Below are 26,812 nucleotides of genomic sequence, written 5' to 3'. Positions count from 1 at the left end.
CTAACCAGGCCACCTGATCTGCTTCCGTTATATGACACGTTGATGAAATACAGCCTTGAGCCCGGCGGGATTCCAGACTTCACCGCGGCCCTAATGCATGTCTTCTGACGGTATACACGGGACGATAGAGTCATACAGGTTGTGCACTACTCCGCAGCGGCTTGGGAGGAGGCGCCGAGCTTGTCGAGAATATCAATAGCGGCATTGGCGATCGGGGTCCCGGGACCGAAAATGGCCTTGGCGCCCGCTTCGTAAAGCTCGGGATAGTCTTGCGGCGGAATAACGCCACCCACAACGATCATGATGTCACCGCGGCCTTGATCTTCCAGCGCTTGGCGCAACGTCGGCACCAAGGTCAGATGACCGGCCGTTAGCGACGACACACCGAGGATATGTACGTCGTTTTCGATGGCTTGGCGGGCCGCTTCTTCCGGTGTCTGGAAGAGGGGCCCGATATCCACGTCAAAACCGAGATCGGCAAACGCCGACGAGATGACCTTCTGGCCACGGTCATGGCCATCCTGGCCCATCTTGGCTACGAGGATACGCGGACGACGCCCATGCTCTGACTCGAAGGCATCGATCAATTCGGCCACACGGCCCATATTGCCGTCTTTCTTCATCTCGGATTTGTACACGCCGGTGATCGCTGTGATGCTCGCTTGGTGGCGACCGTACACCTTCTCAAGCGCGTAGGAAATCTCGCCGACCGTTGCCTTCACACGCGCAGCGCTTACGGCGCCTTCGAGCAGATTGCCCTTAGCGGACTCCGCGTATTGGGTGAGAGCGTCGAGCGCTTCCGTCACAGCCGCTTCGTCACGTTCGCCCCGGAGACGGTCGAGTTTGGCAAGCTGCTGTTCGCGTACAGAGCGATTGTCGACTTTCAGAATGGAAATATCGGCGTCTGTTTCGGACCGGTACTTGTTGACGCCCACAATGGTCTGCCGGCCAGAGTCGATGCGGCCTTGTGTGGCCGTCGCAGCCTGCTCGATCATGCGTTTAGGAATACCTGCCTCAATGGCTTTGGCCATCCCACCGAACTCCTCGACCTCTTTGATGTGCTCCATGGCTTTCGCAGCGAGGTCGTGGGTAAGGCGTTCCACGTAAAAGCTACCGCTCCACGGATCGATGATACGGGTGGTGCCGCTTTCCTTTTGCAGCATTAGCTGTGTGTTGCGGGCAATGCGCGCCGAGAAATCGGTGGGCAGAGCAAGCGCTTCGTCGAGGCCGTTCGTGTGTAGCGATTGGGTATGGCCTTGAGTCGCCGCCATGGCTTCCACGCAGGTGCGGACCACATTGTTGTAGACATCCTGCGCCGACAGGCTCCATCCGCTCGTCTGGCAGTGTGTCCGCAGGGCCAGAGATTTCGCGTTCTTCGGTGCGAACTCTTCCTGCATTAGCTTCGCCCAGAGAATGCGGCCCGCCCGCATCTTGGCGATCTCCATGAAGTAGTTCATGCCAATGGCCCAGAAGAAAGACAGGCGCGGGGCAAACGTATCCACATCCAGCCCGGAGGCGATTGCCGCGCGCACGTACTCAATGCCGTCGGCGAGCGTATAGCCAAGCTCCAGGTCCGCTGTCGCGCCGGCCTCTTGCATGTGGTAGCCGGAGATCGAAATCGAGTTGAAGCGCGGCATCTCTTTCGACGTGTAGCCGATAATGTCCGAGACGATACGCATCGAAGGTTCGGGCGGATAGATATAGGTGTTCCGAACCATGAACTCCTTCAGGATGTCGTTCTGGATCGTGCCGGAGAGCTGATCGTGGCCCACGCCTTGCTCTTCGCCTGCGACGATAAACAGAGCGAGCACCGGTAGTACGGCGCCGTTCATGGTCATGGAGACGGAGACTTGATCGAGCGGAATACCGTCAAACAAGACGCGCATGTCGTAAATTGAGTCGATCGCCACGCCGGCCATGCCCACATCGCCAGTGACACGCGGATGGTCGGAGTCGTAGCCCCTATGTGTCGCGAGATCGAACGCGATGGAAACACCCTGTTGGCCTGCCGCGAGATTGCGCCGGTAAAAGGCATTGGAATCTTCGGCGGTCGAGAAGCCAGAGTACTGACGCACCGTCCAAGGCCGCTGAACATACATGGTCGGGTAGGGACCGCGCAGGTAGGGCGGCAGTCCCGGCAGCCCGTCGAGAAAGTCCAGGCCATTCCGGTCGTCCTCGTCGTAGACGGGCTTCACGGCGATGCCTTCGGGAGTTTCCCAAGCTTCCGGTGCGTGTCCGAGCGGAGGCTCTTGCGGCTCGCGAAACGGTATGTCGGTGAAGTTCGGAATGTTTGTCACTTAAGCCCCCAACTTTTCGTAGGCGCCATTGAGTGTTTCTAGCGCGTTTTCGCCTGCGGCAATGTAGCTTTCGACACCCGCATCTCGGAGTAGCGTTTCTAGCTCTCCCGGTTTGCCGGCCAGATAGATGTGAGTCGCACCGGCCCCCTTAAGCGCCTTGGCAGCTTCGGCGCCTTCTGCCGCATAGACCTTGTCCGATGAGCACAGACATACGAGGGCCGCGCCTGAGGAACGAAAGCCCTCGAGAATCTCGTCAAGCGTTTGTTCAGACGTCGCCGCAATTGTTTCAATGCCGCCAGCCTCGAACAGGCTTTTGGCAAAGGCCGCCCGCACGTTGAAGTCAGCCGGTCTGCCTAGACAGGCGAGATAGATTTTCGGACGCGCGCCGGACTTCGCAAGGGCCGCGTCGCTGCGATCGCGCAACGCTTCGAAAGGCGCGCCGAGACGGATCGGCATAAGCGGCTTAACAGTCTCCGTACCAGTTTCAGTCGCGGACGGCGCTACATCCATTACTGCAAGATCGTCTTCGCCGAGGTCAGGGAATTCAGATGTGCCGATCAACGATTCCTTACGGCGCGCCATCGCTGTCTCTCGCGCCGCGCGCGTCTCTGCGACGGCGTCCTGAAAGAGTCCGGACTTAAGCGCCTCTTCTACACCGCCCATCTCGTCAAACTTCTGGAAGAGGCGCCAAGCCTCCCTACACAGGTCGCTAGTGAGAGCTTCCATTGCACCGGATCCGGCTGCGGGATCGGCGACGCGGAAGAGGTTCGACTCCTCCAAGAGCACGGTCTGTGTGTTTCGAGCAACGCGGCGCGCGAATGCTTCTGGTAGACCGAGCGCCGCCGTATACGGCAGCACAGTCACTGCATTTGCTCCGCCCACGGCGGCTGACAGCGTCGCGATCGTTCCGCGGACGATGTTTCCCTGCGCATGGCGCTTGGTCATCGTCCGCCAAGCCGTTTCGCCGGTAACGAAGGCAGGCTTGGGCGTTAGGCCGCAAGCTTCCTCCACGCGCGACCAAAGCTTCCGCATAGCCCGGAACTTGGCGGTGGTCAGGAACTGATTTTGATCTGCGGCAAGCTGGAAGAAAAGCATCGTCCGTGCGTCGTCGAGTGGAATACCAGCGGCCTCGAATGCGTGCAGGTAAGAGACGGCAGACGACAGGGCGAAGGCGAGCTCCTGGGCTTCGGTCCCTCCAGCTTCGTGCACGGGACGCCCATCGGCGGCCGCAAACGGACCCCTGAAACCCCGCGCGGAAAGACTCTTGGCCAGAGTCGCAACATCGTCAGGCGAGGCGTCGGTTGCGCCTTTTGCGGCGAGCACGCCAAGAGGGTCGAAGCCGAAGCGGATATTCGTGTGGTTCGCGGGAAGTCCGCGCGTCTCGACGAGATCGGCCACCAAGTTGGCAATTGTCGGCGCGCTTGTCCCGAACTGGAGTTCTAGCGGGACGCCCCATTCCAAGTGTACACCCTCAAGTATAGCGGCAAGTGTTGCGGCATCACCAGGAAGCGCATACCCGCGATCGCCGACGGCACCCTGAAAAACGAGCACGATGCCCGAGGCGCCGTTGTTCAAATCCTCAAGAATTTGGCCGTTCGCCGTGCCGGGATCGGCGATATCGATGCGCTGAGTGATCTCCCAGGGCGCGCCGGGGTCGCGGCCCGGGATTACAGCGCCACTCTTCGCCGGCGGATAGAGCGGTTCAATGACGGCGCCGTCATAGGTCTTTGATTCCAGGACGGAAAACGGCGCTCCCTTGAGAGCTTTTTCTACGAGCGCCTTCCACGCGGCATCTTCGGCCTTCGGAAAGGCGGAGACGAGTGACAAGTCTGACATGCGAGTAAGCCTAGATTGGTTCTGAGTTTTCTCCTAGCACGAAGCCCGCGAAGCGATAAACCCACCGGACCAGGCGGACGTTGGTCTGGCAGGGCGCAACGGCCATGTTGGCCTTGGGAGCGCGCGGCAGTAGTGTGCCGTTTCGGGACAGATGGGCGAATGAAGGAGTTCAGCGGATGGCAAGGCGGACCAAAGCGTCTGACAAGGATGCTGCGATCAATGATGAGAAGCCGGCCAAGAGCCTTGAGGCAGAGGATTCCGCAAAGGCTAAGCACACAGCTGAGACGCAAGAGGCGCCCGAAGTGGAGCCAGTCGAGATCCCGAACGACTCCGTGTTCATTGGCAAGAGCAGCAAACCTGAATTCATTCGACTGAAGCTCGCCAATCGGCACGGCCTCATCACCGGCGCCACAGGCACCGGCAAGACAGTCACTTTGCAGGGCCTCGCAGAGAGTTTTTCCGATGCCGGTGTGCCCGTCTTCTGTGCGGACGTGAAGGGCGATCTTTCGGGCGTCGCGGCGATGGGGAAAGAGAAGGGATGGATCAAAGAGCGCGCGGCCATGATCGGGTACGACGTGACGTTCACCGCCCACCCAGTGATTTTTTGGGATCTGTTTGGAGAGCAGGGGCACCCGGTTCGCACAACGGTATCGGAGCTTGGTCCGCTGATGTTGTCGCGCTTGATGGATCTGAGCGAGGCGCAGGAGGGCGTGATGAATATCGCCTTCCGTATTGCCGATGAAGAGAAGCTACCGCTGCTCGATCTCAAGGATTTGCAGTCTTTGCTCGTCAATATTTCCGAGCGGGCCAAAGATCTGACCACGAAGTACGGAACTGTCGGCAGGCGCTCGGTCGGCGCCATTCAACGTCAGCTGCTGGTGCTGGAACAGCAGGGGGCAGACCATTTCTTCGGTGAGCCGGCGCTTGATGTGAGCAGGGATTTGATGCGTACCGACGACGAGGGACGAGGCTATATTGGCGTACTCGCGGCCGACAAACTCATGCAGAGCCCCCGGCTCTACGCGACGTTCCTCCTGTTCCTGTTGTCGGAACTGTTCGAGGAACTGCCCGAAATCGGCGACCCGGACAAACCGAAGCTGGTCTTTTTCTTCGACGAAGCGCATCTTCTGTTTCGCGATGCTCCCAAGGTCCTACTCGAGAAGGTCGAGCAGGTGGTGCGTCTCATCCGCTCCAAGGGCGTCGGTGTTTATTTCGTGACGCAGAATCCCCGCGATATCCCAGATACGGTCTCGCGCCAGCTCGGGAACCGCATCCAGCATGCCTTGCGCGCCTTCACGCCCGTGGAGCAGAAGGCGGTGAAGTCGGCGGCTGAGACCTTCAGGCCAAACCCCAATCTCGACACCGAGCAAATGATCATGTCGATGGGTATTGGCGAAGCGCTTGTCTCGACCTTGGACGAGAAGGGCCAGCCCAGCATGGTCCAGCATACATTCGTAAAGCCGCCATCTTCCCAAGTCGGTCCCATCACCAAGGCAAAGCGCAAGGTTCTTATGGCCAAGGACCCAATCGCCGGGGCTTATGATGAGGTCATCGATCGGGAATCGGCCCATGAGATCCTGAAAAAGCGCACAGAAGAACGTGCGAAGCTTGCGGCCGAGTTAGAGGCGGCCGAGGAGAAGGCGCAAGGCGTAGGCAAGACGGCCAAACGGCCCGGTGGGTCTCGGGGCGACAGTTTCTGGACAGCACTCGGCAAGTCGGTTGTCCGGTCTGTTGTGCCCATGGCCACGCGCGTTCTGGAAGATGCAATCAGGCGCAATACGTTAGGCGGCCATTCGCGCCGTCGGTAGGCGCAGCGACGCTTGGAGGTGCGTCTGTGGTCGCTAGTGGAGCCCTCCGCGCCTGTGCTACACGGGCGCCATGTTTACGCTCGATGGCATTACCTTGCGGCTTGGCGGCCACGTAATCCTTGACCACGCCTCCGTCGCAATGCCGCCGAAGGCCCGTGTAGGCCTTGTCGGGCGCAATGGTGCGGGCAAGTCTTCGCTCCTCAAGATGATCGCGGGGATCTACGAGGCCGACGAAGGGCGCATCGACGCACCGGCCGGAATGAAAATCGGCTATCTCCGTCAGGAAGCGCCAAGTGGGAGCGCGACCCCATTCGAGACCGTCCTCGCGGCCGCCGAGGAACGTGCGGCTCTTCTGGACGAGGCCGAGACGGCGACTGACCCGCATCGCATTGCTGAAATTCACGAGCGGCTCAATACGATTGACGCACACGGAGCGCCGTCGCGTGCTGCGCGCATTCTCGCAGGGCTGGGCTTTCCGGAAGACGATCAGCATCGGCCGCTGACGGAGTTCTCCGGCGGCTGGCGCATGCGGGTCGCGCTCGCGGCGCTGCTGTTCTCGGAACCCGAATTGCTTCTCCTCGACGAGCCATCGAACCATCTCGATTTGGAAGCGGCGCTGTGGCTCGAATCCTTTCTAAGGGCGTACCCTGCAAACCTCATCATCGTGAGCCATGAGCGCGATATGCTGAACAACGTCGTCAGCCACATCGTGCATGTGGATCGCGGCAAGACGACTCTATATGTGGGCAATTACGATCAGTTCGAACGGCAACGCAATGAACGCCAGGCTCAGGACGCGGCAATGCGTGCGAAGCGGGAAACAAAGCGCAGAAAGCTGCAAGCCTATGTGGATCGCTGGCGTTACAAAGCCCACACGGCACGGCAGGCACAGAGCCGGCTCAAGGCGTTGCAGCGCATGGCGCCGGCCGCAGAGGTGTTTGATGATGCCTCGCTTGTGTTTGACTTTCCTTCGCCAAAAGAAGTGAAGCCGCCGCTGATGATGCTGGACAAGCTGGCGATTGGCTATGAGCCCGGTACGCCTGTCTTGTCGCAAATCGATCTTCGTATCGACCCGGACGACCGCATTGCGCTGGTCGGGCGGAACGGCAACGGGAAGACGACCCTTGCGCGGGCGCTCGCGGGACAACTCTCTCCCATGGACGGGCGGATCAAGGCGAGCGGTAAGCTAGGCGTGGGCTATTTCGCGCAGCATCAGATCGAGGAGCTTGTCCCTGAAGACACGCCGCTCCAGCACATGGAGCGGGTCATGCCTTTTGCGAAGCCCGGGGAGGTTCGAAATCACCTCGCTCGGTTCGGCTTTTCCGGCGATAAAGTCAGCGTACGAATCAGTGCGTTGTCAGGCGGTGAACGTGCGCGTCTTTCGCTTGCGCTGGTGACACGCGATGCGCCCCACATCCTTATCCTCGACGAACCCACAAACCATCTGGACGTCGACGCGCGCGAAGCCTTGGTACAGGCGCTTGCGGGCTTTGGCGGTGCGGTCATCGTGGTAAGCCACGATCGGCACCTCTTGAGCCTCATCGCGGATCGCCTGCTGGTGGTCGATGGCGGCCGCGCAACGGAGTTTGACGGGACGCTCGACGATTATCGTGACAGCATCTTGGGCGCGGCCAGATCAGGCCGCGGAAAGACGGAAGCGGCAAAGGCGCCAGCGCCAGAAAGCGCCCCAATAAAGGTTGATCGAAAAGAGAAGCGAAAGGCCGCGGCCGAAGCGCGGGAGCGCACGAAGCCGCTGCGGAAAGCCATCGCGGAGGCCGAAGCCGACATGAAGCAGCTGACGGCAAAACGCGATGCGGTTGACGCGAAACTCATCGATGCGCCGCCCGCCGCGGCGAGCGATCTGATGAAGCAGCGCGGTCAGTTGGCCCGCGCGCTGGAGGATGCAGAAGCGCGTTGGCTAGAAGCGAGCGAGGCGGTCGAGGCCGCCATGGCCGGGGTCGAAGTTTAAACAAAACGGGCGCCCTGAAGGACGCCCGCTGCGCAGCTTCAGCCTGAACCTCTGAGTCAGCCAGACACGACCTCAAGCGGACCATGATCGTCGCAATGATCGCCGTGCGGATGGTGCAGATGACCATTCACCAGGTAGCAAACGTGATCGCCGTGAGGCACGGCTTCGTGGCCGCAACCCGGGCCATGCACATGGCCCTTTTCGTGGCCCCCGCAGTCGTGGTCCGGCGTGCAGCGATCGGGATTTGCGTGTGAGGCTTCGATCGTGTGCTCGTCCACGTGGTCCTCGTGCGGGTGATGCAGATGCCCGTCATGGAGATAATCCACATGATCGTTGTGCTTGATCGCGGTGTGTCCACAATTCGGACCGTGCTTATGAGGGTGGGGCTCGTGTTGTGGTAGATTACAGCTCACTCTTCTGTCTCCGTGCTTCAGTGTTCGCACGCATGCTCGATCGCGTTTGTGACTAGATTCAACACATGGTCGTCCGCTATGGCGTAGATCACCGTGTGTCCTTCACGCCGTCGCGTTACTAGGCGTGCATTCAGCAACACCTGCAAACGCGCAGAGACGGTTCCCGTCTTGTCACCCTCCATTTCGGCCAGCTCGCTCACGTTGCGTTCGCCATCCGCCAAAATGAGCAACATTTGGAGCCGTGCAGGATCCGACAGCGCCTTGAAAATGGCCGCTGCCTCATCGCGCTGCTCGGCAGTGATCGTTTTGACCATAGCACTCTAATACTCTATTGATCTATAGAATTATGGCTCTTTTGCGCTGAATGCAACTGGGCAAAAAAACGGGCGCCCTAAAGGCGCCCGTCTCAATGCTCGCTCAAAGCGCCGCGGTTACGTACCTGGCGCCTGGGTGTAAAGCTCTTCGACGTGATCCCAGTTGATGAGATTGTCGAACCACGCTTCCAGATATTTCGGACGCGCATTGCGGTAATCGATGTAATAGGAGTGCTCCCAGACATCGCAGCCGAGCAGCGGCCAGCCGCCATGGACCAGCGGGTTCTCGCCATTCGGCGTCTTGGTCACTTCTAGCTTGCCGTCCTTCAAGGTTAGCCACGCCCAGCCCGAGCCGAACTGCGTCGCGCCAGCCTGGAGGAAGTCCGCGCGAAACTTGTCGAAACCACCGAGATCTCGGTCGATCAGTGCGAGGATCGATCCCGGCACTTTCTTGCCGCCGCCATCCTTTGTCATCCAGGGCCAAAAGTGGATGTGGTTGAAGTTCTGCGCGGCGTTGTTGAAGACGCCGGCGTCTGTGCCGAAGCTTGTCTTGATGATGGTCTCGAGGTCCTTGCCCTCGTAGTCGGTACCGGCAATCAGCTTGTTGAGATTGTCCACGTAAGCCTTGTGATGCTTGTCGTGGTGGTACTCCAGCGTTTCCGCCGACATGTATGGAGCGAGGGAATCGTAAGCGTAGGGGAGGGGTGCGAGTTCGAATGCCACTTTCGGGTCTCCGCGAACTGAGTGAACAGGAACAACGGGCGCGAAGCTAAAGCGTCCCTCGAGGCGACGCAAGCCAGGCGGCTCTCTCATGGCGGTTATCTGGAATGGTCGGGAAAGGGTGGGCGTGGAGCCCCTGAACTCCACGCCCGGTGCCGAGGAAGGTTCGCTACAATCAGGTACAGGGATCTGACGCCGTGGAGAGTGCGTTTTTCCACCTGAATGTAGCCTGAACCGACCCTGCAGGATCAGTTCAGGCGATTTCGGTGGCGTGCGGGCGCGGGTTTCAGCCTATTTGATGAGGGCGTGCAGCGCCTTGAATTCCGGCGTTCCGGCGCGCTCCATCCATTCGAAGAGCACCATTTCCGTATTCACAATATCGACGTTGGACTTCTGGAGGCGCGACAGGGCGAGCTTGCAGCTGGTCTTGGCTCGCGAACCCACAGCATCGGCGACCACGAACGCTTCGAAGCCTTGAGACTCGAGATCCATGGCAGTTTGATTGACGCAGACATGGGCCTCGATGCCCCCAACTACGACCTGGGACCGCCCCTCGCGGCGCAGTGCGTGGAGCCTGTCTCGCAACATGTCGTTTCGCATACACGAAAACTCGGTCTTGTCGGCAACGAAGCCGTCATTGGCGAAGGCATCTCGAACAGAGTCGTGCGTTGGCCCCAAGCCTTGCGGATATTGCTCCGACATGGTGATGGGTATGCCAAGCTTCCTGGCAGCAAGCACGAGGCACACGCACCGGTCGATAACACGGTCCGCACCGTGGATGGCGTTTAGGAGTCTGTCCTGAACGTCAACGATCAGGACCTGAGATTTTTCGCGAGAGAGAAGCATGGAAGGCACTTTTTACATAACAGGCGCAGCTTCGCCTAGAGGAAGACAGCGTTGTACTTAGCTGCCTCCGATGGTGTCGTCGCCTTTGTTTTCGGTATCGAGGATCGCAAATGCTTCAGACCGGTATTCCCGCTGATAGACAATCGCGGTTACGAGGGCACACGCGACAGCGAAGAGTATTGGGCTGAGGAACCACGCCAGCCCGGCAATGGCGAAATAGATTGTTCTCAGTCCCGCGTTTAGATGCCGCCCCGAGACACTGACGAGCATGGCCGTCTTGCGCGCGTGGGATCGGGCCTCGTCCGTATTCGCGTCCGCTTGAAGCGGCAAGGCACCGAACATCGTGCCTACGTAGTGCGTGAGCCGGAAGGCCCAAGCGAAGGAAAAGAACGCCATGATCATCAAGAACATGAGGAAGAGGATCTTGACCTCCCACATAACGAGGGGCGCTTCCGATACGAACGGCAACTGTTCGAGGCGGTTTTTGACGTTGTCCGCAGCCCCGAGCATTGCCGTCAATGCCCCCAGTACGAGCACGGATGTGGACGCAAAAAAGGCGTTTCCACTCGACAGCGATGTAAGAAGTTGGCTGTCCATGATCCGGACGTCGCGCCTGAGCGCCGTTTCCATCCACTGAAGCCGCCGGTCATTGGCGGCGGCTACGAGCCCACGGCGCGATTTTAGGGGGCCATAGTTTACGGCCCATGTGTAGCCGAAATAGCAGAGGCAAAACCAAACAAAGGCTAGGATGTCGAGAATGCTCATCGTTCGGTGCCAACCTGTCGACTCAAGTGTTCTATCTTGAGTTCATCAGCCTACTCGAAGCAAGCCTCCCATAGTAGCCACCGGCGCCGACCCCCCTGAGCCGCTAAGACTGTCGCGCCAATTTCAGCGCGAACGCGTAGGACAGCGCGACCTCCTTGAGGCGGTCGAAACGCCCCGAAGCGCCAGCGTGGCCAGCCTCCATATTTGTCTTGAGCAGGATGAGATTGTCGCTGGTGGCATTCACACGGAGCTTGGCGACCCATTTCGCGGGCTCCCAATAGGTCACGCGTGGGTCCGTGAGTCCGGCGACGGCAAGAATGTTCGGGTAGGCTTGCGGGCCCACATTGTCGTAGGGCGAGTACGCAGCGATGGTCTTATAGTCGTCGGCGCTATCGATTGGGTTGCCCCACTCGGGCCATTCGGGTGGCGTGAGGGGCAGGGTTGCATCGAGCATCGTCGTCAAAACATCGACGAACGGAACTTCGGCTATGACACCGAGGAAAAGATCGGGCGCCATGTTTGCGACGGCACCCATGAGCATGCCGCCAGCGCTACCGCCTTGGGCCACGATGCGCCCGCGCGACGTGATGTTTTCGGCGGCGAGATATTCGCCTGCAGCAATAAAGTCAGTGAACGTATTTGTTTTCTTTGCGCGCTTGCCGTTCTTGTACCAGGCGAAGCCCTTCTCCTTGCCACCGCGAATGTGAGCGATGGCATAGACGAAGCCACGATCGACGAGACTTAGCGCGTTCGACATGAAGCCAGCCGGGATCGTGATGCCGTAAGACCCGTAGCCGTAGAGCAGCAACGGTGCTGTGCCGTCGAGCTTCGTGTCTTTTTGATAGAGAAGTGTCACGGGTACGGTCTCGCCGTCCTTTGCGGGGGCGAAGACGCGGCGCGTCACATACTGGCTCGGGTCGTGACCGCTGGGGATCTCCTGCGTCTTGCGGAGTACCCGCTCCCGCGTCGCCATATCGTAGTCGTAAGTTTGCGATGGCGTTGTCATCGACGAGTACGTGAAGCGCAGGGTCGTGGTGTCGTACTCAAAACCAGCGCTCACACCGAGCGCGTAGGCCTCCTCGTCGAAAGCAATTTCGTGTTCGTCGCCGTCTGCGAAACGGCGAATGACAATGCGTGGCAGGCCGTTCTCGCGTTCCAACCGGACGAGGTAGTCCTTAAACGCAATGACATCGAGAATCAGGCGCCCTGGCCGATGTGGCTCAATCTCAGTCCAGTTTGCGGGCGCCGGGTCGTCTGCGGGCGCTTCAACGATACGAAAATCCTCTGCGCCACCGGAATTGGTCAGGATGATCAACCGACCTTCGTGATGGCCGACGGAATACTCGTGCTCTGCTTCGCGGGGTGCGACGAGGCGTGGCTCGGTTTCGGGAGCGGCCGCGTCAATCAGGCTGACTTCGGACGTCTCGTGGTCATGCGTGCTGAGCAGGAGGTATTTCCCGTCCTGGGTTTGGTCGATATCGAGAAACAGGCCTGGATCGGTCTGATCGTGGATCAAGCTATCGGCGTGAGCGTCGCCAGTTGTGTGAGCGAATAGCTTGCGAGGGCGATGTTCCTCGTCGAGCCAGACGTAGAGCAGCGTCTCGCTGTCGGCGGCCCATTCAATCCCACCGCAGGCGTCGGTAACCTCCGCCTCGACAACAGCGCCTGTCTCGGCTTCGATGATCTTGGCCGTGAAGTACTCTGACCCCTTGGTATCGACCGCGTAAGCGATCAGCTTGTGGTCTGGGCTGTGGGCAACTTGGGCGATTCTGAAATAGGCGTGGCCTTCAGCGAGCGCGTTCCCATCGATCAGGATGGTTTCTTCGCCGCCGCCACGAGGACGCCGGCAGAAAAGCGGGTGCTGACCACCGGTGACGAAACGGGTGTAGTAGTCGAAAGGCCCGTCAGGCGCTGGCACGGATGCATCGTCTTCCTTGATCCGGCCTTTCATTTCCGCAAACAGCGTGCCTTGAAGTGCCTCGCTATCCCCCATGATTGCCGTGGTATGCGTGTTTTCGGCCTCCAAATGCGCGCGGATATCCTGAGGCAAAACGGTGGGATCGCGCATCACGGCTTGCCAGTTGTCGGCGCGAAGCCAGGCGTACTCGTCGCTCCGGTCGATGCCATGATGCTGAGAGTGGGAAGGGCGGCGCGGGGCGATCGGACCGCGCAATGCGATGTCAGGCTTGTTCATGAAAGGGATGCAGTTGGCCGCAATGGAGGCATGGTAGAGCGTAGATGCGCCCGCCATAAGAGGGCGCATCCAAGCGATTAGCAGTTAGGCTGAGGTGTTGCTGTCCGCGTCCTCGGTGTCAAGGTCGAGGGCACAGCCATTGATGCAGTAGCGCAGACCCGTTCGTCCGGGACCGTCGGGGAAGACATGTCCGAGATGGGCTCCGCAATTGGCGCAACGCACTTCGACACGGCGCATGCCGAAGCTGGTGTCCTCATGTTTCGTCACAGTGTCGGCGACAGCCACGTCGGTAAAGCTCGGCCAACCAGTTCCCGAGTCGAATTTTGTATCTGAGTGGAACAGATTCGCACCGCAGCCGGCACAGCGATACATGCCAGTGCGCTTCTCCTCATGATACGGATGGCTGAAGGCGCGCTCCGTCCCGTGCTCGTGCATGACGTGGAATTGCTCCGGCGTCAGGCTTTCGCGCCAATCGCCCTTTGAGGTGGGAATTGGCAAGCCGGTCTTTTTGTGAGTTTTGGTCATGACCTACCGTCTTATCTGTCGTCTTGATGTTCCGCGCAGAATATAGGGCAGCCTGCACAGTTCCGTAGGAGGTGTCACGCAAGCTTGATCCAGCAACGCGCGACCGTTACCTCAAGCTTTCTGTGTGAAGCTGAGCATTCCGTGAATGCAAGAGAATTGAACTGTCTCAGACCGCAGTGAAAGTAAAAAAACTGAGAGCCAACCTTACTTTTCCACAGTCTTCGTGAGAAAAAGACTCGTTGCGATTCGCCAAGGAAGTGCTATACGAAGCAAATCTAAGGAACAAATTGCGCAAGGGCGCATTTAGTTCCTAGAGTTTCCAAGTTCCAGCCACAAAAACGGCGCGATCAAACGATTGTTAGGGCGGAATCAATTATTGTGAACGCGAATTGCGGCGCGGAATCCCTTTTTCGAGCATTCCAACCGGAAGCTCGAAATCATAAGGAGCTAAATCATGGACGCAGCGGCAGAAAAGGACGAGCTTGTTGAACTGACAGCTGATATCGTCTCGGCTTATGTCAGCAACAACACTGTTGTGGCGACAGATTTGCCAGCCCTGATCAACAATGTGTTTGACGCGTTGAAGAAGGCTTCTACGTCCGGCATGCAGCTGGCAAAAGAAGAACTGCGCCCAGCTGTTCCGATCAAGAAGTCCGTGACGGCCGAATACATCATTTGCCTCGAAGACGGCAAAAAATTCAAGTCGCTCAAACGTCACCTTCGGACCCATTACGATCTCTCGCCGGAGGAGTACCGCGAGAAGTGGGGGCTGCCGCACGACTATCCGATGGTCGCGCCCAACTATGCGGCTGCCCGGTCAGATCTTGCTAAGCGCATGGGACTTGGACAGCGGCGCCGCTAGTTGATTGCTCTCTTTGTCGGTGACAGCGGCCAGCGTGCGTATCGAGCTTTAGCTGTCATATTCGTAGGTCGGTGGATTAGAGACATCCGGCCGAGCAGCCAGTGATGCCACGCCCCAAGCGCAATATCCGGTGTCGAAGGCGATTGGCGCAACAACCTATTGTGATATCTCGATAAATTCAGCGCTTCCCTTGAATGTGACGATGCAACCCGCCCACAGTCGCAGCGGTACGATTCGATCAAGCGAGGGAAACAGATGCTGTCCAATTGCGCCTTTCGGGCACAGTTGGCGCTGCCGGGACAGCGTATGCTTTTCGACTATTGGCAGGACATTTCTGAGGATCGGGCAATGCCGGTCCGCGCACACTTCGATCCGCTGAAATTCCCTCATCTTCTGCCGGATCTCGGGCTAATCGATCTGCGCGAAGAATTTTACCGCGGCATTTCCGGCTCGCGGGCACGCGGTTGCGGCACGTCTATAAGCGAGAAATTACAGGGCTACGCCTCTCGGAGGTATTCTCAGGAACTCGCGCTGCGCCATGGCGAACGGTTCATTCGCGCATTGCGACAGAGGCCGTGTGTGCTCAGGGCCTGTTGCAGGCTCGAGAAGAGAAAGGCGATCATGTGGTCGTTCAATGGCTGCGTTTGCCCCTCTCGGACAATGGTACGCGAGTCGATCGAATTCTTTGCCATGACATACGCCATGGCAGCTTGCAGCACTCGCCTGAGCGATTTTCTGGTGCAAAAGCCGCTTCTGAGTTCACGGTGTATTGCGCAGGGGGGAAACGCGCGCGACTGCCCGCGCGTAGGGCAGAAACTTAGTCACTCGGGGCGGGCAAATTATCGCCCGCCCATCGACTAGGCTGCGCCTGAGCGAGCTCTCTCGGCATCGGTACGAATGCGTGTCACCATTGCCATCAGCCCATTTGACCGCTGCGGCGTCAGATGGTCGTTGAGGTGAAGTTTGCCCAGCGTCGCGACGGCGTCGATGTCTAGGATTTCGTTTGCGGTTTTGTCAGAGTAGATCGCGAGCAGAATCGCAATCAGGCCTCGTACAATGTGGGCATCGCTGTCGCCGACAAAGCTCAGCCGCGGAACGCCCTCCGGGTGGACTGTTGTAGAGAGCCAGACCTGACTGACGCAGCCCTGGACTTTCGTGTCGGGCGTGCGAAGTGCGTCCGGCAGCGGCTCGAGCATCTTCCCAAGCTCGATGACATAGCGGTAGCGGTCCTCCCAATCATCGAGCAGTTCGAAGTTTTCGAGGATGTCCTCAAACGACGGGTAGTCGGTGGTTGTTGCGGTGTCCATGGCTTCAATATAGGTCCGCTATTCACTGGCGACGAGTGGCTTGTGAGAGAACCGGCTAAAGATAACGCCCGCGTGGTTTTTTGACAGATAGACCGGCTCGTCTGCAACCGGAGCAATAGGCACAAACAGCGTCGGAAACGGACCAATCTGCGAGGATCCTGGAACCGGCAGATGCCCTGGATTCTATACGTTGGGATCGCTCCACTCCGTCTGGAGGTCTTCCGGGCTTAGTGTATTCTGCGACCCACCTTGCAGCCAGGGCGTTGGCTCAATCGGTACTGCCGAGGGAACAGGCATAACGGCGCCGCGCTTAGGCGCCTCGCTTGCCAACGCCTGATCCGCAGTTTGTCTATCGACGTCACTTGCTAGCTGCGAAGGTGCGAGGGGCCCCGCCTGGGGACTGACCAGGTCTTGGATCATATGAGCGCCATGCTGCGCCTTCTGGACAAGCACATTCACGGCATACTGACCGGAGTCGCAGGTTGCCGGATTGCGCACGCAAAAGCCGCGAATGTCGGCCACAGCCGTCTGCGCCATCTTAAGCATCTTTTTTTGTTGTTCTGCATCCGTCGGGATCAGAACAAGAAGTAGCACAAGCCAGAACGCGGATCGCACTAGGAACATCATTTGTTTGCCCTCGCTGTCACCGGCGGCCTTTCCATTGCCGCTCGTTACGCTGCACATATCGGCAGCTCAGCGAACAATACCCCTCGGACAATAATCTTCTTTCCGCGGACCATGTAAAACTTTACTCGAATTATTTACAGAAGGGACGCTGAGTCCCGTCATTTAAAGTGAAGATTAAGTTTATATGCGCCGGTCTGCGTGACGAAGCGCTTCGACGATCTCGAACAGCGGCAGACGAAGGTTCTTCGAGCCTCACCGCGCAGAGCCGCTTTCAGGCGGCGGGAGGCCGCGCCTTTATGCTTTCCTTAAGCGGGCGAGTGAATAATGCGACGCCGTAAGAGACCTTGGGGGCGCAGCGGCTGCGTGCCGCTCCGAGTTGCGTGTGTTGAAACGAGAGAGTATTCGCGAGGTGTCGGCCTCTATCCGATCGCTGGTCGAAGTTTCGGCGCGCCGCTATGCGTTGACAATGGCGTATTGTCGGAAATTCATCGCGTCTGCACTGCCGGCGGGCCCATTAGCACTCTGCGTATTGTCTCTATATCTCGTCACAGGCGGCCACCCTTCTTTCTGGGGCGCACTCGCCTTTCTCGGCGTTGGCATCACCATGATCTACGTAGCTAGGCCTGTGCTGGCCCCTCAACGCGCTCAGCGCCAGTCTGAACAGGTAAGTGAAAAGAGCGAGGAGCGATACCGCCTCCTTGCGGAGTGCGCAAACGACATGATCACAGTCCATGATCGCCGCGGGCAAGTGATGTTTGTCTCTCAGGCGGCCCAACAACTTCTTGGTGCTACAGCGCCTAACGTGCTTGGCGGCGGCCTACTGGAACATGTCCATGTTGGGGACCGCCCCGCCTATCTTTCCGCACTCAATCGCTGCAGCGCAGACGATGAGCCGACGTCGGTCGAACTCCGTCTTCGCCGGGATGCATCCGACGATGAGCCAGGCAATGTCTGGGTTGAGATGCGGTGTCAGCCCATGCCGAAGACGAACAGCTGGGGTGATTCCGCAGTCGTCACCGTCACGCGAGACGTTTCTCAATACAAGGAATACGAAGCTGATCTACTCCGAGCGCGCAGAGAGGCTGAGGGCGCAAATCGTGCAAAGAGCCAGTTCCTTGCGAGCATGAGTCATGAGTTGCGGACACCACTCAACGCAATTATCGGGTTCTCGGAGATCTTAAAGCGGGAGCTTTTCGGTCAGCTCGGCGAGGAGCGCTATCGTGACTATGCACGGCTGATCCATGAGAGCGGCGAACATCTGCTCAGCGTTGTCAACGGCATCCTCGACATGTCGAAAATCGAGGCAGGCAAGTTCACCATTGTCCGAGAGCCATTCTGTGTCGCCTCCTTGGTGGAGTCATGCTGTGATGTTCTCCGTCACACAGCGGAGACGAAGGGCTTAGCGCTGAAGGTTGAACTAGACGACAATCAGGGTGAGCTCGCGGCGGACAAACGCGCTTGTAAGCAGATGCTGCTCAATGTGATCTCAAACGCCATAAAGTTTACCGAGGCCGGGGGCCAAGTCACCGTTGCGGCGAAGGTGAGCGGCAACAAAATGGTCTTCACCGTCTCCGACAACGGGATTGGTATCCCTGATGAAGACCTTCCGCATCTTGGCAACCCGTTCGTCCAAGCGGCCAGCTGTTACGACAGGAGCCATGAGGGTGCGGGCCTTGGGCTGTCCGTCGTCCAAGGGTTGGCGAAGCTCCACGGCGGTTCGCTGAAACTCGAAAGCACTTTGGGCGAGGGCACAACGGCGCGCATCATTCTACCGCTCGTTCAACGGACAGAGGCTACTCCTGCAGAAAAACTAGGAGACAGTGCTGCAGCGGCCTAGTGGCGCACCTGCGTTTAGTAACTTTTTATTTTCCAGCGCCAAGATGCGCTAGGGGAGAGCGTGGCGCTCTTCTCGATTCGACCAGACTAGACCTTAGCAACCGGCTCGTGAGGATAATGGGCGTAGTTACAGCGCGGCTTCTATTCCTGGCTTTTTTCGTTATGACCGCGGCCATCGTTTACAACGCGCTCTACCTACAAGAGCATGCGTTGCACGACATGGCCGGCGCAAGCTCGGCAGGCCCGGCTAATACGCGCGTCATTGGCGTTGAGTCCCCGAGCGCGGGGTCAGCTACCAGCAGCGCCGCTAGCGAATATAAGAAGTCGACACAACCTGGCGGAGCGAGAGGTCCGGTCGGGACAGATTTGCCACCTCAGGGTGCTGGCGAGTCGCGATTGGTTGTTCGCGCGATTCAGCGGGAACTTGCGCTACGCGGGTTCGACGTCGGGCCGGTTGACGGCCAACTATCTGAGAAGACGCGTAAGGCGATCTCTGCATTCCAAATGCGCGAGGGGCTCGCTGTCACGGGTCTTCCAACCGACGACGTTCTGCGTCAGATTCTGCTTGGTGACACTATTGGTACGTCGGACGCAACTAGTTCCATTCCAGCGAACGACAGTATTGCCGCGAACGCGCCGGACGGCAGCACCGTACTTCGTGTGCAGCAAGTTCTGGCCGAACTTGGCTATGCTCCAGGGATTATTGACGGCGCATGGGGGCACAGGACCGCTGAGGCAGTCCGCGCATTTCAGCGCGATCGCAATATGGCAGTAACGGGCGGTCTTACGCCGGAGCTTCTTGCGGAGTTTCAGAGAGTGACGGGACGCGACCTGACACGAACAGCCGCACGCCGCTAGCTTCTGCACCTTCGCATCTAATTTTTGGAGAGAGTCGGCGCATGCGCTTGAGGAGCGGGATTTGGGTCAGCGCATTCCTGCGCCGGTGTGCGGCCGAAAACGTTCCGGCAATCGTCGCTCGACGCGGCCACGACGAGGCAGGCGTAATCTTCATCACCGTCGATAGGCTGGATGGGACGGTCGACCTTTACGGGCCAGCGCCGGCTGGACTATCGGCGGTAGACTCGGAACGCCGCTGGCTACGGTGCTTCGAGGGCGATAGCGCCGACGAGGACTCTGTTACCCAATACCTCAATCGCCAGACCGAGTTCGATCCAGACCTATGGGTAATCACGGTTGAGGACAAGCTTGGTCGGCACTTCTTAGGCGATGCACTGGTCGCTGCATGAACGAGGCGCCTTCATTAGGGCTTCGTTAACCTTAACTAGGCCCTAATCCAGAAAAGACGCACGATGCGTCGGCTTAGTTTGCGCATCGCGTGAAGCAAGCCGTGGAGACCTGAGATGGGTACCATATTGGAATTCCGCGTGACACAGTGTGACGGCCGAAAGGAGCCCCAGTCTGCGAGGGCGCTTGGCGAGATCATCATTTTTCCGGGCGTGCGTATCGAGCGTTACGGTGCACACCCACGCGCATCGCAACACGACGACGACCAGGCATCCGCCGAGGCCCGCGCAGATTCACGGGGCTGAGCGTGCGGACGCGGGTTGGGGTATCGTTGTAGTGGGAACGTTGGCTCGCGCTTGCTGCCGCCCGCAATAGGTTGCTTCAAGCGCGCGCTCAGCCTCGAAGCTGCGACTGGCGCCGGCCAGAGGTGCGCGGATAAGGGCAACCCCTTTACTCACAGGCGAGTTGACTACGACGAGGTTCTCGAGCGCCTCAGCGGAGTTGCCGGTCGCGTCCGCAACGGACTGGTCTTCGGTGGTGACGACTAGATCAACATTGCTGCGCTTCATGTCGGCTCCGATCACCGTGTAGAAGTTCTCCCCGATGGGGGTGTAGAAAGCGATTAGCCACAGCTCATCAGGAACATTGGCTCGAAGGTAGATCGGCCCCTCGGTGAGGTCGAAAAGACACATTGCGTAGCGTACGTCTGGCGCCATTTGCGGCATCACCTGCTGCCCTGGTTCGAGAGCGGGCAGCTGAATGATGGTGTTGGCTGGACCCATGTCCGCGAGCCGAGCATAAGCGTTGCGCGGTGCCAGCAAAGGCAACATGAGGACGGCGATCACATGGATCAGGCCGGCGAGCACGATAGCCATTGCGATATAGAGTCCTGGAAGTCTTACGCGCATTCTTTCCGCTCGATTCTCGGAAGGCTCTCGGGTAGGATCTGCCCAATGCCGCTGGCATCGGTATCGCGAGGACCATAGATCCGCAGCATGAGCGTGAGCCGTCGATCTGAGTCGCGCCCGGTAGGAAGCCAGTTCCCAGGCCTAGCGTTCCGCGACAAGTGGACCTCGTAGCTTCCGTCCGAACGGCGGATGGCTTCCTCACTGTTGAAGCTGTACCGGTTGGACGGGTTTGGAATAATCGACCCGCGGGCGTCGTACAGTGCGAGGGACCACCACCGCGCATTCAGCGGGGCCCCAGAAATGATGTACTCACACCCTGCACTCAGCTGACTGCCGCTGGAATCTGTGCTGGCTGTGAAGTAGCGCGCTGCCGTTGACGAAAGCGGTAGACGTCCGCTGCGAGCGAGATGAGCGCGGGTATAGGGGTCGGCGTTGGGGTTCCCTTCGCTGAGCCAACTTGTCCATGGGCCTATTCGCGTAGTGGTTAACAAGGAGCCACGTTCAATCATGTACCATGCCGACCCGATGCCCAAGAGCAATGCGATGACAAAAGCCCCAATGAAGTATCCCAGCGCACGCATGGACGTACCGCCTTCGTCCTGCCAAAGGTTGTTGTTCGCCTGCGTGCTAGAGAGCGGCATGTCTTGGAGTGCTGTCACGCGAGCATCGTCTTTCGCATAAGGCTCAACGCCAGTGTCTTAGCGGCGGTCGGTACTTGCCGTACGCGCCGCCCGCTCCGGTTTGCGGTTGGAGGCAGACTCGCGCGGAACACTCTCAGGCTGCGTGGCTCGGCTTTGCCGATCGGCTCCGCGCGGCGACACCGGAGGCGCATTCTGCAGGAGGTTTGCGATATTGCCGAGAACCTGCCGTGTCGCTTTTGACATGTCTTTGGACGTATCGACAGGCGGCGGTAATGGCAGGTCCGCATTCGTATTCTGCGCCATGACGGCGGCCAACCGCTGTCTTTCCTTTATCTGACGCGGATGCGGGTCGACGCCAGGCGCGGTTGGGATGTTGTCACCGTCGTAAGCTGCATCCATGAATGTCTTCCACGTCTGGGCCGGGAAACTACCGCCAGTTACGCGGCCCATTGGCGAGAAGTTGTCGTTGCCATACCAAACACCAGTGACGTATTGACCAGTGAAGCCGAGGAACCAGGCATCGCGATAGGCAGTACTCGTCCCGGTCTTGCCCGCGACATTGGTGTAGTCAAGTCGCGCCCGACGGCCGGTTCCGGCATCGACGACAGACTGCAACATGGTGTTCAGCGTTTCGACGGACTCGCGCTTAAAGATTCGTTTCGGTCGGGGCTCGTCCCTATCGTGGTTGTACAGAAGCTGGCCGCCGATCGTGCTGATTTCCTCGATACCATAGGGGCGGATGGCAAGGCCACCGGATGCGAATACGCCCCAAGCACCTACGTGCTCTAACGGCGTCATGCCATTGTCGCCAAGCGCCATGGAGCACGTCTTTTTGAGATGCTTGACCCCCATTTTGTTTAGGTCGTCAAGCACGGTCTGGCGATCCACTTCAAGCGATAGCTTCACCGCCACGGTGTTGATGGACTTTGCTAGCGCGGTGCGGAGAGACATCGCGCCGCGATAGCCGCCGGAGTAGTTCTTAGGGGACCAACGCCCGCAACTTACATAGCCGTCGACAACGCGTCTGTTGGGCGTGTAGCCAAGATGCTCGATCGCGCTCAGATAGACATAGGGTTTGAACGAGGAGCCCGGCTGCCGATAGGCCTGAGCGGCGCGATTGAATTGGCTAACGCCATAGTCCTTTCCACCGACCATGGCTCGCACGGCGCCATTGGTCTCCATGGACACTAGGGCTCCAGCATTGAAATTCCGAGAGCGTCCGTACTTGGAGATGATGCCTTCGACAGCGTCGTCCGCCACCTTCTGAAGCCCGAGGTCGACCGTTGTTCGCGCAACAACGATACGATTCGGCCGACCTTCCATGATCCGACGCACTTCCTCGAAGCCCCAGTCGAGGAAGTAGTCGGGTGTATTCGTCTGCCCGCGCTCGATAACGCGCGCCGGATTGAGTCGGGCACCGTAGACTTGGCCCTCGCTGAGATAACCTGCCTCAACCATGTTACTCAGCACTTCGTTTGCGCGTGCGCGAGACGCGGCGAGGTTGACGTGCGGCGCATAGCGCGTTGGCGCCTTAAACATGCCGGCGAGCATTGCCGCCTCTGCAAGGGTCACTTCGCGTATCGACTTGTTGAAGTAGTATTGAGCCGCGGCTTCCACACCATACGAACCGCCGCCGAGATAGGCGCGATCGAAGTAGAGTTTGAGCAGCTCCGGCTTCGTGTAGTGGTTTTCGAGATAGATGGCGATAAACGCCTCTTTGATTTTTCTCGTAATGGCTCGCTCAGGCGATAGGAACATGTTCTTGGCGAGCTGCTGTGTTATCGAGCTTCCGCCTTGTACCACCGTGTCCGCGCGTGCGTTCTGCACCAGGGCGCGGGTCGTGCCCATCAGGTCGATACCGAAATGATCGAAGAAGCGCCGGTCTTCCGTGGCGAGCGTCGCCTTAATCATGTGATCGGGAATTTCCTCCAAGGGCACAGAGTCGTCGCGCAAGAGGCCGCGTTTTCCAATCTCGTTGCCATAGCGGTCGAGGAAAGTGACGCTGAATTCGTCAGAGAGGTTAATCTTGCCTTGCGCGATTTCGAACGATGGGAGAGCGAAGGCAAGCACGACCATCAAACCGGCTACACACAGGGACAGTCCGTCGCAGACAAGTTCATTGCAGGCCCGCCAGAAGCCCTTGACCTCGAAACGGCCGAAGAACGAAGAGTAGGCGCCCCACCAATCGCGGAAGCTCGTCAGGGCGGCATAGAGGCCAGAGTCGATCCATGAATCGATCTTGAGCCAATCGATTATCTTGCCGCGATTATTGCCTTGGATGTCCCGCAATGGAATTCGACCTCCTTCGGGTGCACGATCCGCCCATGCAAAACCTGACCGCCTCCTGAGAGCTGACCAGTCTTACGTATACACCGAATACGGCCATTTATGGAGATTTGACAAGGGGTTCCAGCCAAAATCTGACCAGTCTTAGCAGCGTAACTCGCGCTATTCTCGCTTTAGTCGAGTTCTGCGAAGCCCTTGGATTCCATGCAATCTACGTAGTCGGATTCGGAGATCTTCCCCTTGAAGAGGAGGATTCGGGTTACGGACGAGATACCTTTCCGACGAGCCTGCTCGAGACAGGCAGCTTTGGCCGCTTCGAACGCAGCCCTCTTGTCCTCAGCCTCAACCGCAGCTGTGGGTAGGAAAGAGACGTCGGGGGCCAGACCCTTGCGGCTACAGGCACTAAGCGCTGACCCCATTATAGCGGCGACCATCAATGTCGTGCTGAGCTTCCGCAAGATCGTACAGTCCCCCACCGGCGCTCTATGCAGTGTGAGCATGGCCAATTCGTTCTACAATTCGTTTGCCAGCAGACCTGACGGGCTGGGCAAACATTGAGCGCCATACAGTTCGCGCGCGAGATGTAGCCATGACCCGAAGAGCAACCCGCTGTCGAGAGCCCGTGGAAATCCTGTGCTAGAAGTGTCCCCAAGCGCCACTCAACTTTGCGATAGTCGTAATAAAGAAAGGCTTTAACAAGGACATACGCGCGTCCCAATGCCTCAGGTGCTGCTTCCCGGCCAGGCGCATCACAGTTGCGTGAGATTGGGGCCCGGAGCGTGCCAGCGGGCATACCGGACTGCCGGTGACGGGGTGTGCTTGAATAACCGAAAAAGGCCGGGAAGAATGGTTTTCTGAGCGGAGATTGCCTCTCAATTGACAAGGGTCACCGGGAAGGAGCGTGCCAACCATGCCGTGCTTTGCTTTGAGTAGATTCGTCGCGATTGCCGCGTTGGCGCTGATGACCCCGTGGAACGGCGCCGTTGCCCAAGATGACGCCTTCAATCTTTCCGTGCCCAAACCCGAGTTCGAGGAGGCGACGCCTAGGGATGTGGATTGCAGCACCGAGATGCTCTCCGGCAGTGGACCGGGCTTCACCTCCGATCGCGACGAGGCTGAAAACGTGGCCATCGCGAGCTGGAAACAGAAAGCGGCAAAGATTTTCCCGGACACGGATTTGGACTTCGACCTCGCTAAGGACTCCAATCTCAGTTGCGTTGTGCAGGGGCTCTACTCGAAGTGTTTTGCTGACGGCATCCCCTGTAAGCCAAAGAGTTAGCTAGGATTCTGCCGATACGGTGGGGAGGCCTGTTCACCGAGAGCGGGTTTTCTTAGGAAAAAAGTCCTTGACAGCGTGACGCTGTTTGGCTAGGTTGGTGCTACAACGCGTCAGTTGGGCGAGGGGCACGGCCCCTTGAGGTGGTGTTCTTCCTAGTTCCGAGTCGCTGATCGCGTTTAGACGCCGCTTCCAGAAATGGGGCGGCGTTGTTGGTTTGAAGGCATGCCAGTGCGCCACTAGGTCCAAAGCTTTTCTGTTGGGGCCGTTGCATTGCCGTAGCCCACTGGAGCGCCTCGGCAGGACTTAAAGAACGAAACGCACACTTCTTCACACATCAACTCGTCTGCCGTCGGGGCAAGCCTATTGCGCTCCTGGGCATGGCTGTCTAGATCAGCGGCAGGCTTGCTGCCGCGGGCTGTTGGGCGCAACACAGAGTGCATGCTAGCTTAACGCAACGTACTACTCGAAGCTCAGTGCCAAGGAGGGGCAATGGCCATCCGGCTAACACCACCGACCAAGAACGTCTTCTACGTCTCCATCGTCTGCATCGTCTTTGCGGTCTTGTTATACTTCTTCGGCGTGTTCGGTGGCGTCGAAGGTGGCTTCGCGTCCGTTGCGCATTTCGCGTTTTGGGCTGCTGTGCTCGGCTGGGCCATGCTGACCGCAGGCGTTGTGATGAAGGGCGTCTGACACCAACACACGCGGCTCCCATGGTCTGATGCCGTGGGCAGCCCCGCCCCCAAAGAAAGACCATCAAATTTTGCAACGCTTTGGCGAAATGGCGCCGGAGCGCGAGATTAAATTGGCGCCCGCCAATCCGCAGACCGTCGAAGCGGGCGGGACGCCCCATCGGGCTGCGCGATTTCTGGAGTTTGGTACGCCGAAAATGCGGGCGCGGCCCTTTCTTTGGCCGGTTTTCCCCGCGCGTTTACCCCGCATTAAGCATGACCTCACAAATACTTTACGCGCGCGTTGGGCGAAGCGCTGAGCCATCCCATTGTATTCAGCGCCTGCGTCCCCACATGACTGACAACAATTCTCGTGGAGGATAGCAATGACGGCAGCAAGCTGGGCGCTCCAACGCAGCATCTATCAGACGCTTTCCAACTCGGCCGCGCTGACATCTCAGCTGGGCGGCGCGCGGATCTACAACAAGGCGCCGCAGGCCCAAGCGCTTCCGTACATCACGCTTGGGCAGACAGTGAACCTGGATTGGAGCACTGGCACCGACGACGGTTCCGAGCACGATCTAACGCTTCATATATGGACCAACGCAGACAGTGACGATCCCGTTCATGAGATCATGGACGGGGTGAGGACGCTGCTTCACGATCAGCCACTGAGTTTGGACGGCCATTACCTTGTCAACTTACGCCATGCGTTCTCCGAGGCTCGGATTGATCCCGATGGCGAGGCGATGCATGGCATCGTGCGGTTTCGCGCGGTAACAGAGCCGCTCCAGCAAGCTGCGGCTTAAGCGTCAAAACAGAATTTTTTCTGCAATGGCCGGGCTTGTCCCGGCCTTTGTTGTTTATTAGGGGTGTTCGGAGGGAACGCCGACCGACGGGGTCTGAATGTCGCTTTGGACAAAACTGGTGAACTTCGTCGAGGGTGTCGACGATGAGACGGACCTGAAGGATCTGCATGAAGAAGAGCTGCGGATCGCTTCGGCCGCGTTGTTGATCAATGCCGGCAGCATCGACGGCAACTTCGACAGCAACGAAAGACAGAAGGTCAAGGCGTTGCTCCAGCGCCGGTTTGAGCTGTCGGCGGACGAGCTCAAGCGCTTGTTCCAAGAGGCGACCGCGGAGGAGCGCAATGCCGTGGATCTTTATCGATTCACAAAGGTGCTTACCCGTGAGTTGGATCAGAACGGACGCAAACGGATTGTTGAGATGCTGTGGGAAGTCGTCATGGCCGACGGCGTTGTGGATGAGTTTGAATCCAACCTCGTCTGGCGCGTCGCCGAACTCATCGGCGTTTCCACCCGCGACCGTGTGGTCCTGCGCAAGATGGTGGAGGCGCGCCTAGCAAACTGACGCTGGCGCACAGCATACACACGAGATTTCGAGGAGCGGTCCCCTGGGGCCGCTCCTTTTGTTTGTCTGGACGCGAGGAAAAAGACGGTGATGAG

The 26,812-nt window shown here is 58.7% G+C and carries 27 protein-coding genes; 12 read left to right on the top strand and 15 right to left on the bottom strand.

Going from position 1 to position 26,812, the window contains the following annotated elements; all coding sequences use genetic code 11:
- Window positions 1-146: 146 nt before the first annotated feature.
- Together scpA and AC33YF_RS04115 are read right to left on the bottom strand one after the other, a co-directional pair.
- Window positions 147-2,297, bottom strand: coding sequence for a methylmalonyl-CoA mutase (gene scpA, locus AC33YF_RS04120; protein WP_491775932.1), 2,151 nt, complete (start codon window positions 2,295-2,297; stop codon window positions 147-149).
- Window positions 2,298-4,133, bottom strand: coding sequence for a methylmalonyl-CoA mutase family protein (locus AC33YF_RS04115; protein ID WP_491775931.1), 1,836 nt, complete (start codon window positions 4,131-4,133; stop codon window positions 2,298-2,300). It abuts the gene before it with no gap.
- Between the two features lie 176 nt (window positions 4,134-4,309).
- Between AC33YF_RS04115 and AC33YF_RS04110 the strand changes: the two genes are divergently transcribed.
- Both AC33YF_RS04110 and AC33YF_RS04105 read left to right on the top strand, forming a co-directional pair.
- Window positions 4,310-5,941 carry a helicase HerA-like domain-containing protein gene (locus AC33YF_RS04110; protein ID WP_491775930.1) on the top strand — a complete coding sequence of 544 codons (1,632 nt, stop codon included), beginning with the start codon at window positions 4,310-4,312 and terminating at the stop codon, window positions 5,939-5,941.
- 70 nt (window positions 5,942-6,011) lie between these two features.
- Window positions 6,012-7,910 (top strand): ABC-F family ATP-binding cassette domain-containing protein, encoded by a 1,899-nt coding sequence (locus AC33YF_RS04105; RefSeq protein ID WP_491775929.1) that lies wholly within the window; start codon window positions 6,012-6,014, stop codon window positions 7,908-7,910.
- 56 nt (window positions 7,911-7,966) lie between these two features.
- On the opposite strand, the gene AC33YF_RS04100 is transcribed toward AC33YF_RS04105, so the two are convergent.
- The 7 genes from AC33YF_RS04100 to msrB all read right to left on the bottom strand — a co-directional run bounded on the left by AC33YF_RS04100 (window position 7,967) and on the right by msrB (window position 13,687).
- Window positions 7,967-8,323 (bottom strand): hypothetical protein, encoded by a 357-nt coding sequence (locus AC33YF_RS04100; protein ID WP_491775928.1) that lies wholly within the window; start codon window positions 8,321-8,323, stop codon window positions 7,967-7,969.
- A gap of 17 nt (window positions 8,324-8,340) precedes the next feature.
- Window positions 8,341-8,637, bottom strand: a complete 297-nt coding sequence (locus AC33YF_RS04095; RefSeq protein WP_491775927.1) for an ArsR/SmtB family transcription factor — start codon at window positions 8,635-8,637, stop codon at window positions 8,341-8,343.
- A gap of 117 nt (window positions 8,638-8,754) precedes the next feature.
- On the bottom strand, window positions 8,755-9,360 hold the full coding sequence (locus AC33YF_RS04090) for a superoxide dismutase (RefSeq protein ID WP_491775926.1): 606 nt from the start codon (window positions 9,358-9,360) through the stop codon (window positions 8,755-8,757).
- A 288-nt stretch (window positions 9,361-9,648) separates the two neighbouring features.
- A complete protein-coding gene (locus AC33YF_RS04085) occupies window positions 9,649-10,203 on the bottom strand; it encodes an isochorismatase family protein (protein WP_491775925.1) in 555 nt (184 codons plus the stop codon).
- Between the two features lie 57 nt (window positions 10,204-10,260).
- The gene (locus tag AC33YF_RS04080; RefSeq protein ID WP_491775924.1) at window positions 10,261-10,968 is read right to left on the bottom strand and encodes a DUF599 domain-containing protein; all 708 of its coding nucleotides are present in this window, start codon (window positions 10,966-10,968) and stop codon (window positions 10,261-10,263) included.
- 103 nt (window positions 10,969-11,071) lie between these two features.
- Window positions 11,072-13,162, bottom strand: a complete 2,091-nt coding sequence (locus AC33YF_RS04075) for a S9 family peptidase (RefSeq protein ID WP_491775923.1) — start codon at window positions 13,160-13,162, stop codon at window positions 11,072-11,074.
- 84 nt (window positions 13,163-13,246) lie between these two features.
- Window positions 13,247-13,687 carry a peptide-methionine (R)-S-oxide reductase MsrB gene (gene msrB, locus AC33YF_RS04070; RefSeq protein WP_491775922.1) on the bottom strand — a complete coding sequence of 147 codons (441 nt, stop codon included), beginning with the start codon at window positions 13,685-13,687 and terminating at the stop codon, window positions 13,247-13,249.
- 454 nt (window positions 13,688-14,141) lie between these two features.
- Here msrB and AC33YF_RS04065 point away from each other — a divergent pair, with 454 nt between their 5' ends.
- Together AC33YF_RS04065 and AC33YF_RS04060 are read left to right on the top strand one after the other, a co-directional pair.
- Window positions 14,142-14,549: a Ros/MucR family transcriptional regulator gene (locus tag AC33YF_RS04065; protein WP_491775921.1), complete on the top strand. Its 408-nt coding sequence runs from the start codon at window positions 14,142-14,144 to the stop codon at window positions 14,547-14,549.
- A 380-nt stretch (window positions 14,550-14,929) separates the two neighbouring features.
- Entirely contained in the window at window positions 14,930-15,370 is a 441-nt protein-coding gene (locus AC33YF_RS04060; protein ID WP_491775933.1) for a PAS domain-containing protein, read from the top strand.
- A 36-nt stretch (window positions 15,371-15,406) separates the two neighbouring features.
- Here AC33YF_RS04060 and AC33YF_RS04055 read toward each other — a convergent pair whose 3' ends face one another.
- Complete coding sequence (locus AC33YF_RS04055; protein WP_491775920.1) at window positions 15,407-15,856, bottom strand: SufE family protein; 450 nt, start codon at window positions 15,854-15,856, stop codon at window positions 15,407-15,409.
- Window positions 15,857-16,039: 183 nt separating this feature from the next.
- Window positions 16,040-16,540, bottom strand: coding sequence for a DUF5330 domain-containing protein (locus AC33YF_RS04050; RefSeq protein ID WP_491775919.1), 501 nt, complete (start codon window positions 16,538-16,540; stop codon window positions 16,040-16,042).
- A gap of 352 nt (window positions 16,541-16,892) precedes the next feature.
- Between AC33YF_RS04050 and AC33YF_RS04045 the strand changes: the two genes are divergently transcribed.
- The 4 genes from AC33YF_RS04045 (at window position 16,893) to AC33YF_RS04030 (ending at window position 19,869) form a co-directional block, all read left to right on the top strand.
- Window positions 16,893-18,320: a PAS domain-containing sensor histidine kinase gene (locus AC33YF_RS04045; RefSeq protein ID WP_491775918.1), complete on the top strand. Its 1,428-nt coding sequence runs from the start codon at window positions 16,893-16,895 to the stop codon at window positions 18,318-18,320.
- Window positions 18,321-18,436: 116 nt separating this feature from the next.
- Window positions 18,437-19,177 (top strand): peptidoglycan-binding domain-containing protein, encoded by a 741-nt coding sequence (locus AC33YF_RS04040; protein ID WP_491775917.1) that lies wholly within the window; start codon window positions 18,437-18,439, stop codon window positions 19,175-19,177.
- Window positions 19,178-19,218: 41 nt separating this feature from the next.
- Window positions 19,219-19,566, top strand: a complete 348-nt coding sequence (locus tag AC33YF_RS04035) for a DUF1491 family protein (protein WP_491775916.1) — start codon at window positions 19,219-19,221, stop codon at window positions 19,564-19,566.
- Between the two features lie 114 nt (window positions 19,567-19,680).
- Window positions 19,681-19,869 carry a hypothetical protein gene (locus AC33YF_RS04030; RefSeq protein ID WP_491775915.1) on the top strand — a complete coding sequence of 63 codons (189 nt, stop codon included), beginning with the start codon at window positions 19,681-19,683 and terminating at the stop codon, window positions 19,867-19,869.
- Here AC33YF_RS04030 and AC33YF_RS04025 read toward each other — a convergent pair.
- The 4 genes from AC33YF_RS04025 to AC33YF_RS04010 all read right to left on the bottom strand — a co-directional run bounded on the left by AC33YF_RS04025 (window position 19,858) and on the right by AC33YF_RS04010 (window position 23,899).
- Complete coding sequence (locus AC33YF_RS04025; RefSeq protein ID WP_491775914.1) at window positions 19,858-20,472, bottom strand: DUF1254 domain-containing protein; 615 nt, start codon at window positions 20,470-20,472, stop codon at window positions 19,858-19,860. The genes AC33YF_RS04030 and AC33YF_RS04025 overlap by 12 nt on opposite strands.
- Window positions 20,463-21,113, bottom strand: a complete 651-nt coding sequence (locus AC33YF_RS04020) for a DUF1214 domain-containing protein (protein WP_491775913.1) — start codon at window positions 21,111-21,113, stop codon at window positions 20,463-20,465. The genes AC33YF_RS04025 and AC33YF_RS04020 overlap by 10 nt, the downstream gene beginning before the upstream one ends.
- Before the next feature lie 57 nt (window positions 21,114-21,170).
- Window positions 21,171-23,402, bottom strand: coding sequence for a transglycosylase domain-containing protein (locus AC33YF_RS04015; RefSeq protein ID WP_491775912.1), 2,232 nt, complete (start codon window positions 23,400-23,402; stop codon window positions 21,171-21,173).
- Between the two features lie 170 nt (window positions 23,403-23,572).
- Window positions 23,573-23,899, bottom strand: a complete 327-nt coding sequence (locus tag AC33YF_RS04010) for a hypothetical protein (RefSeq protein ID WP_491775911.1) — start codon at window positions 23,897-23,899, stop codon at window positions 23,573-23,575.
- Between the two features lie 410 nt (window positions 23,900-24,309).
- Here AC33YF_RS04010 and AC33YF_RS04005 point away from each other — a divergent pair, with 410 nt between their 5' ends.
- From AC33YF_RS04005 to AC33YF_RS03990, 4 genes are all read left to right on the top strand, one after another.
- Entirely contained in the window at window positions 24,310-24,678 is a 369-nt protein-coding gene (locus AC33YF_RS04005) for a hypothetical protein (RefSeq protein ID WP_491775910.1), read from the top strand.
- 489 nt (window positions 24,679-25,167) lie between these two features.
- Window positions 25,168-25,368, top strand: a complete 201-nt coding sequence (locus tag AC33YF_RS04000; protein WP_491775909.1) for a DUF1328 domain-containing protein — start codon at window positions 25,168-25,170, stop codon at window positions 25,366-25,368.
- A gap of 364 nt (window positions 25,369-25,732) precedes the next feature.
- Complete coding sequence (locus AC33YF_RS03995; protein ID WP_491775908.1) at window positions 25,733-26,155, top strand: DUF3168 domain-containing protein; 423 nt, start codon at window positions 25,733-25,735, stop codon at window positions 26,153-26,155.
- A 97-nt stretch (window positions 26,156-26,252) separates the two neighbouring features.
- Window positions 26,253-26,717, top strand: coding sequence for a tellurite resistance TerB family protein (locus AC33YF_RS03990; RefSeq protein WP_491775907.1), 465 nt, complete (start codon window positions 26,253-26,255; stop codon window positions 26,715-26,717).
- Window positions 26,718-26,812 lie beyond the last annotated feature (95 nt).

It is taken from the genome of Methyloceanibacter sp. (assembly GCF_058506495.1).
Note: the sequence above shows the minus strand (reverse complement) of the source record. Positions and strands in the feature narration are given on the sequence as shown.

Bases quoted from the DNA above. Each gene is read 5' to 3' on its own strand.
- AC33YF_RS04005 (WP_491775910.1), top strand. From the start codon at position 24,310: ATGCCGTGCTTTGCTTTGAGTAGATTCGTCGCGATTGCCGCGTTGGCG.
- AC33YF_RS04050 (WP_491775919.1), bottom strand. From the start codon at position 16,540: ATGTGCAGCGTAACGAGCGGCAATGGAAAGGCCGCCGGTGACAGCGAG.
- AC33YF_RS04110 (WP_491775930.1), top strand. From the start codon at position 4,310: ATGGCAAGGCGGACCAAAGCGTCTGACAAGGATGCTGCGATCAATGAT.
- AC33YF_RS04010 (WP_491775911.1), bottom strand. From the start codon at position 23,899: ATGCTCACACTGCATAGAGCGCCGGTGGGGGACTGTACGATCTTGCGG.
- AC33YF_RS03995 (WP_491775908.1), top strand. From the start codon at position 25,733: ATGACGGCAGCAAGCTGGGCGCTCCAACGCAGCATCTATCAGACGCTT.
- AC33YF_RS04065 (WP_491775921.1), top strand. From the start codon at position 14,142: ATGGACGCAGCGGCAGAAAAGGACGAGCTTGTTGAACTGACAGCTGAT.
- AC33YF_RS04030 (WP_491775915.1), top strand. From the start codon at position 19,681: ATGGGTACCATATTGGAATTCCGCGTGACACAGTGTGACGGCCGAAAG.
- AC33YF_RS04000 (WP_491775909.1), top strand. From the start codon at position 25,168: ATGGCCATCCGGCTAACACCACCGACCAAGAACGTCTTCTACGTCTCC.
- AC33YF_RS03990 (WP_491775907.1), top strand. From the start codon at position 26,253: ATGTCGCTTTGGACAAAACTGGTGAACTTCGTCGAGGGTGTCGACGAT.
- msrB (WP_491775922.1), bottom strand. From the start codon at position 13,687: ATGACCAAAACTCACAAAAAGACCGGCTTGCCAATTCCCACCTCAAAG.
- AC33YF_RS04025 (WP_491775914.1), bottom strand. From the start codon at position 20,472: ATGCGCGTAAGACTTCCAGGACTCTATATCGCAATGGCTATCGTGCTC.
- AC33YF_RS04105 (WP_491775929.1), top strand. From the start codon at position 6,012: ATGTTTACGCTCGATGGCATTACCTTGCGGCTTGGCGGCCACGTAATC.
- AC33YF_RS04020 (WP_491775913.1), bottom strand. From the start codon at position 21,113: ATGCCGCTCTCTAGCACGCAGGCGAACAACAACCTTTGGCAGGACGAA.
- AC33YF_RS04095 (WP_491775927.1), bottom strand. From the start codon at position 8,637: ATGGTCAAAACGATCACTGCCGAGCAGCGCGATGAGGCAGCGGCCATT.
- AC33YF_RS04080 (WP_491775924.1), bottom strand. From the start codon at position 10,968: ATGAGCATTCTCGACATCCTAGCCTTTGTTTGGTTTTGCCTCTGCTAT.
- AC33YF_RS04040 (WP_491775917.1), top strand. From the start codon at position 18,437: ATGGGCGTAGTTACAGCGCGGCTTCTATTCCTGGCTTTTTTCGTTATG.
- AC33YF_RS04115 (WP_491775931.1), bottom strand. From the start codon at position 4,133: ATGTCAGACTTGTCACTCGTCTCCGCCTTTCCGAAGGCCGAAGATGCC.
- AC33YF_RS04085 (WP_491775925.1), bottom strand. From the start codon at position 10,203: ATGCTTCTCTCTCGCGAAAAATCTCAGGTCCTGATCGTTGACGTTCAG.
- AC33YF_RS04055 (WP_491775920.1), bottom strand. From the start codon at position 15,856: ATGGACACCGCAACAACCACCGACTACCCGTCGTTTGAGGACATCCTC.
- AC33YF_RS04075 (WP_491775923.1), bottom strand. From the start codon at position 13,162: ATGAACAAGCCTGACATCGCATTGCGCGGTCCGATCGCCCCGCGCCGC.
- AC33YF_RS04035 (WP_491775916.1), top strand. From the start codon at position 19,219: ATGCGCTTGAGGAGCGGGATTTGGGTCAGCGCATTCCTGCGCCGGTGT.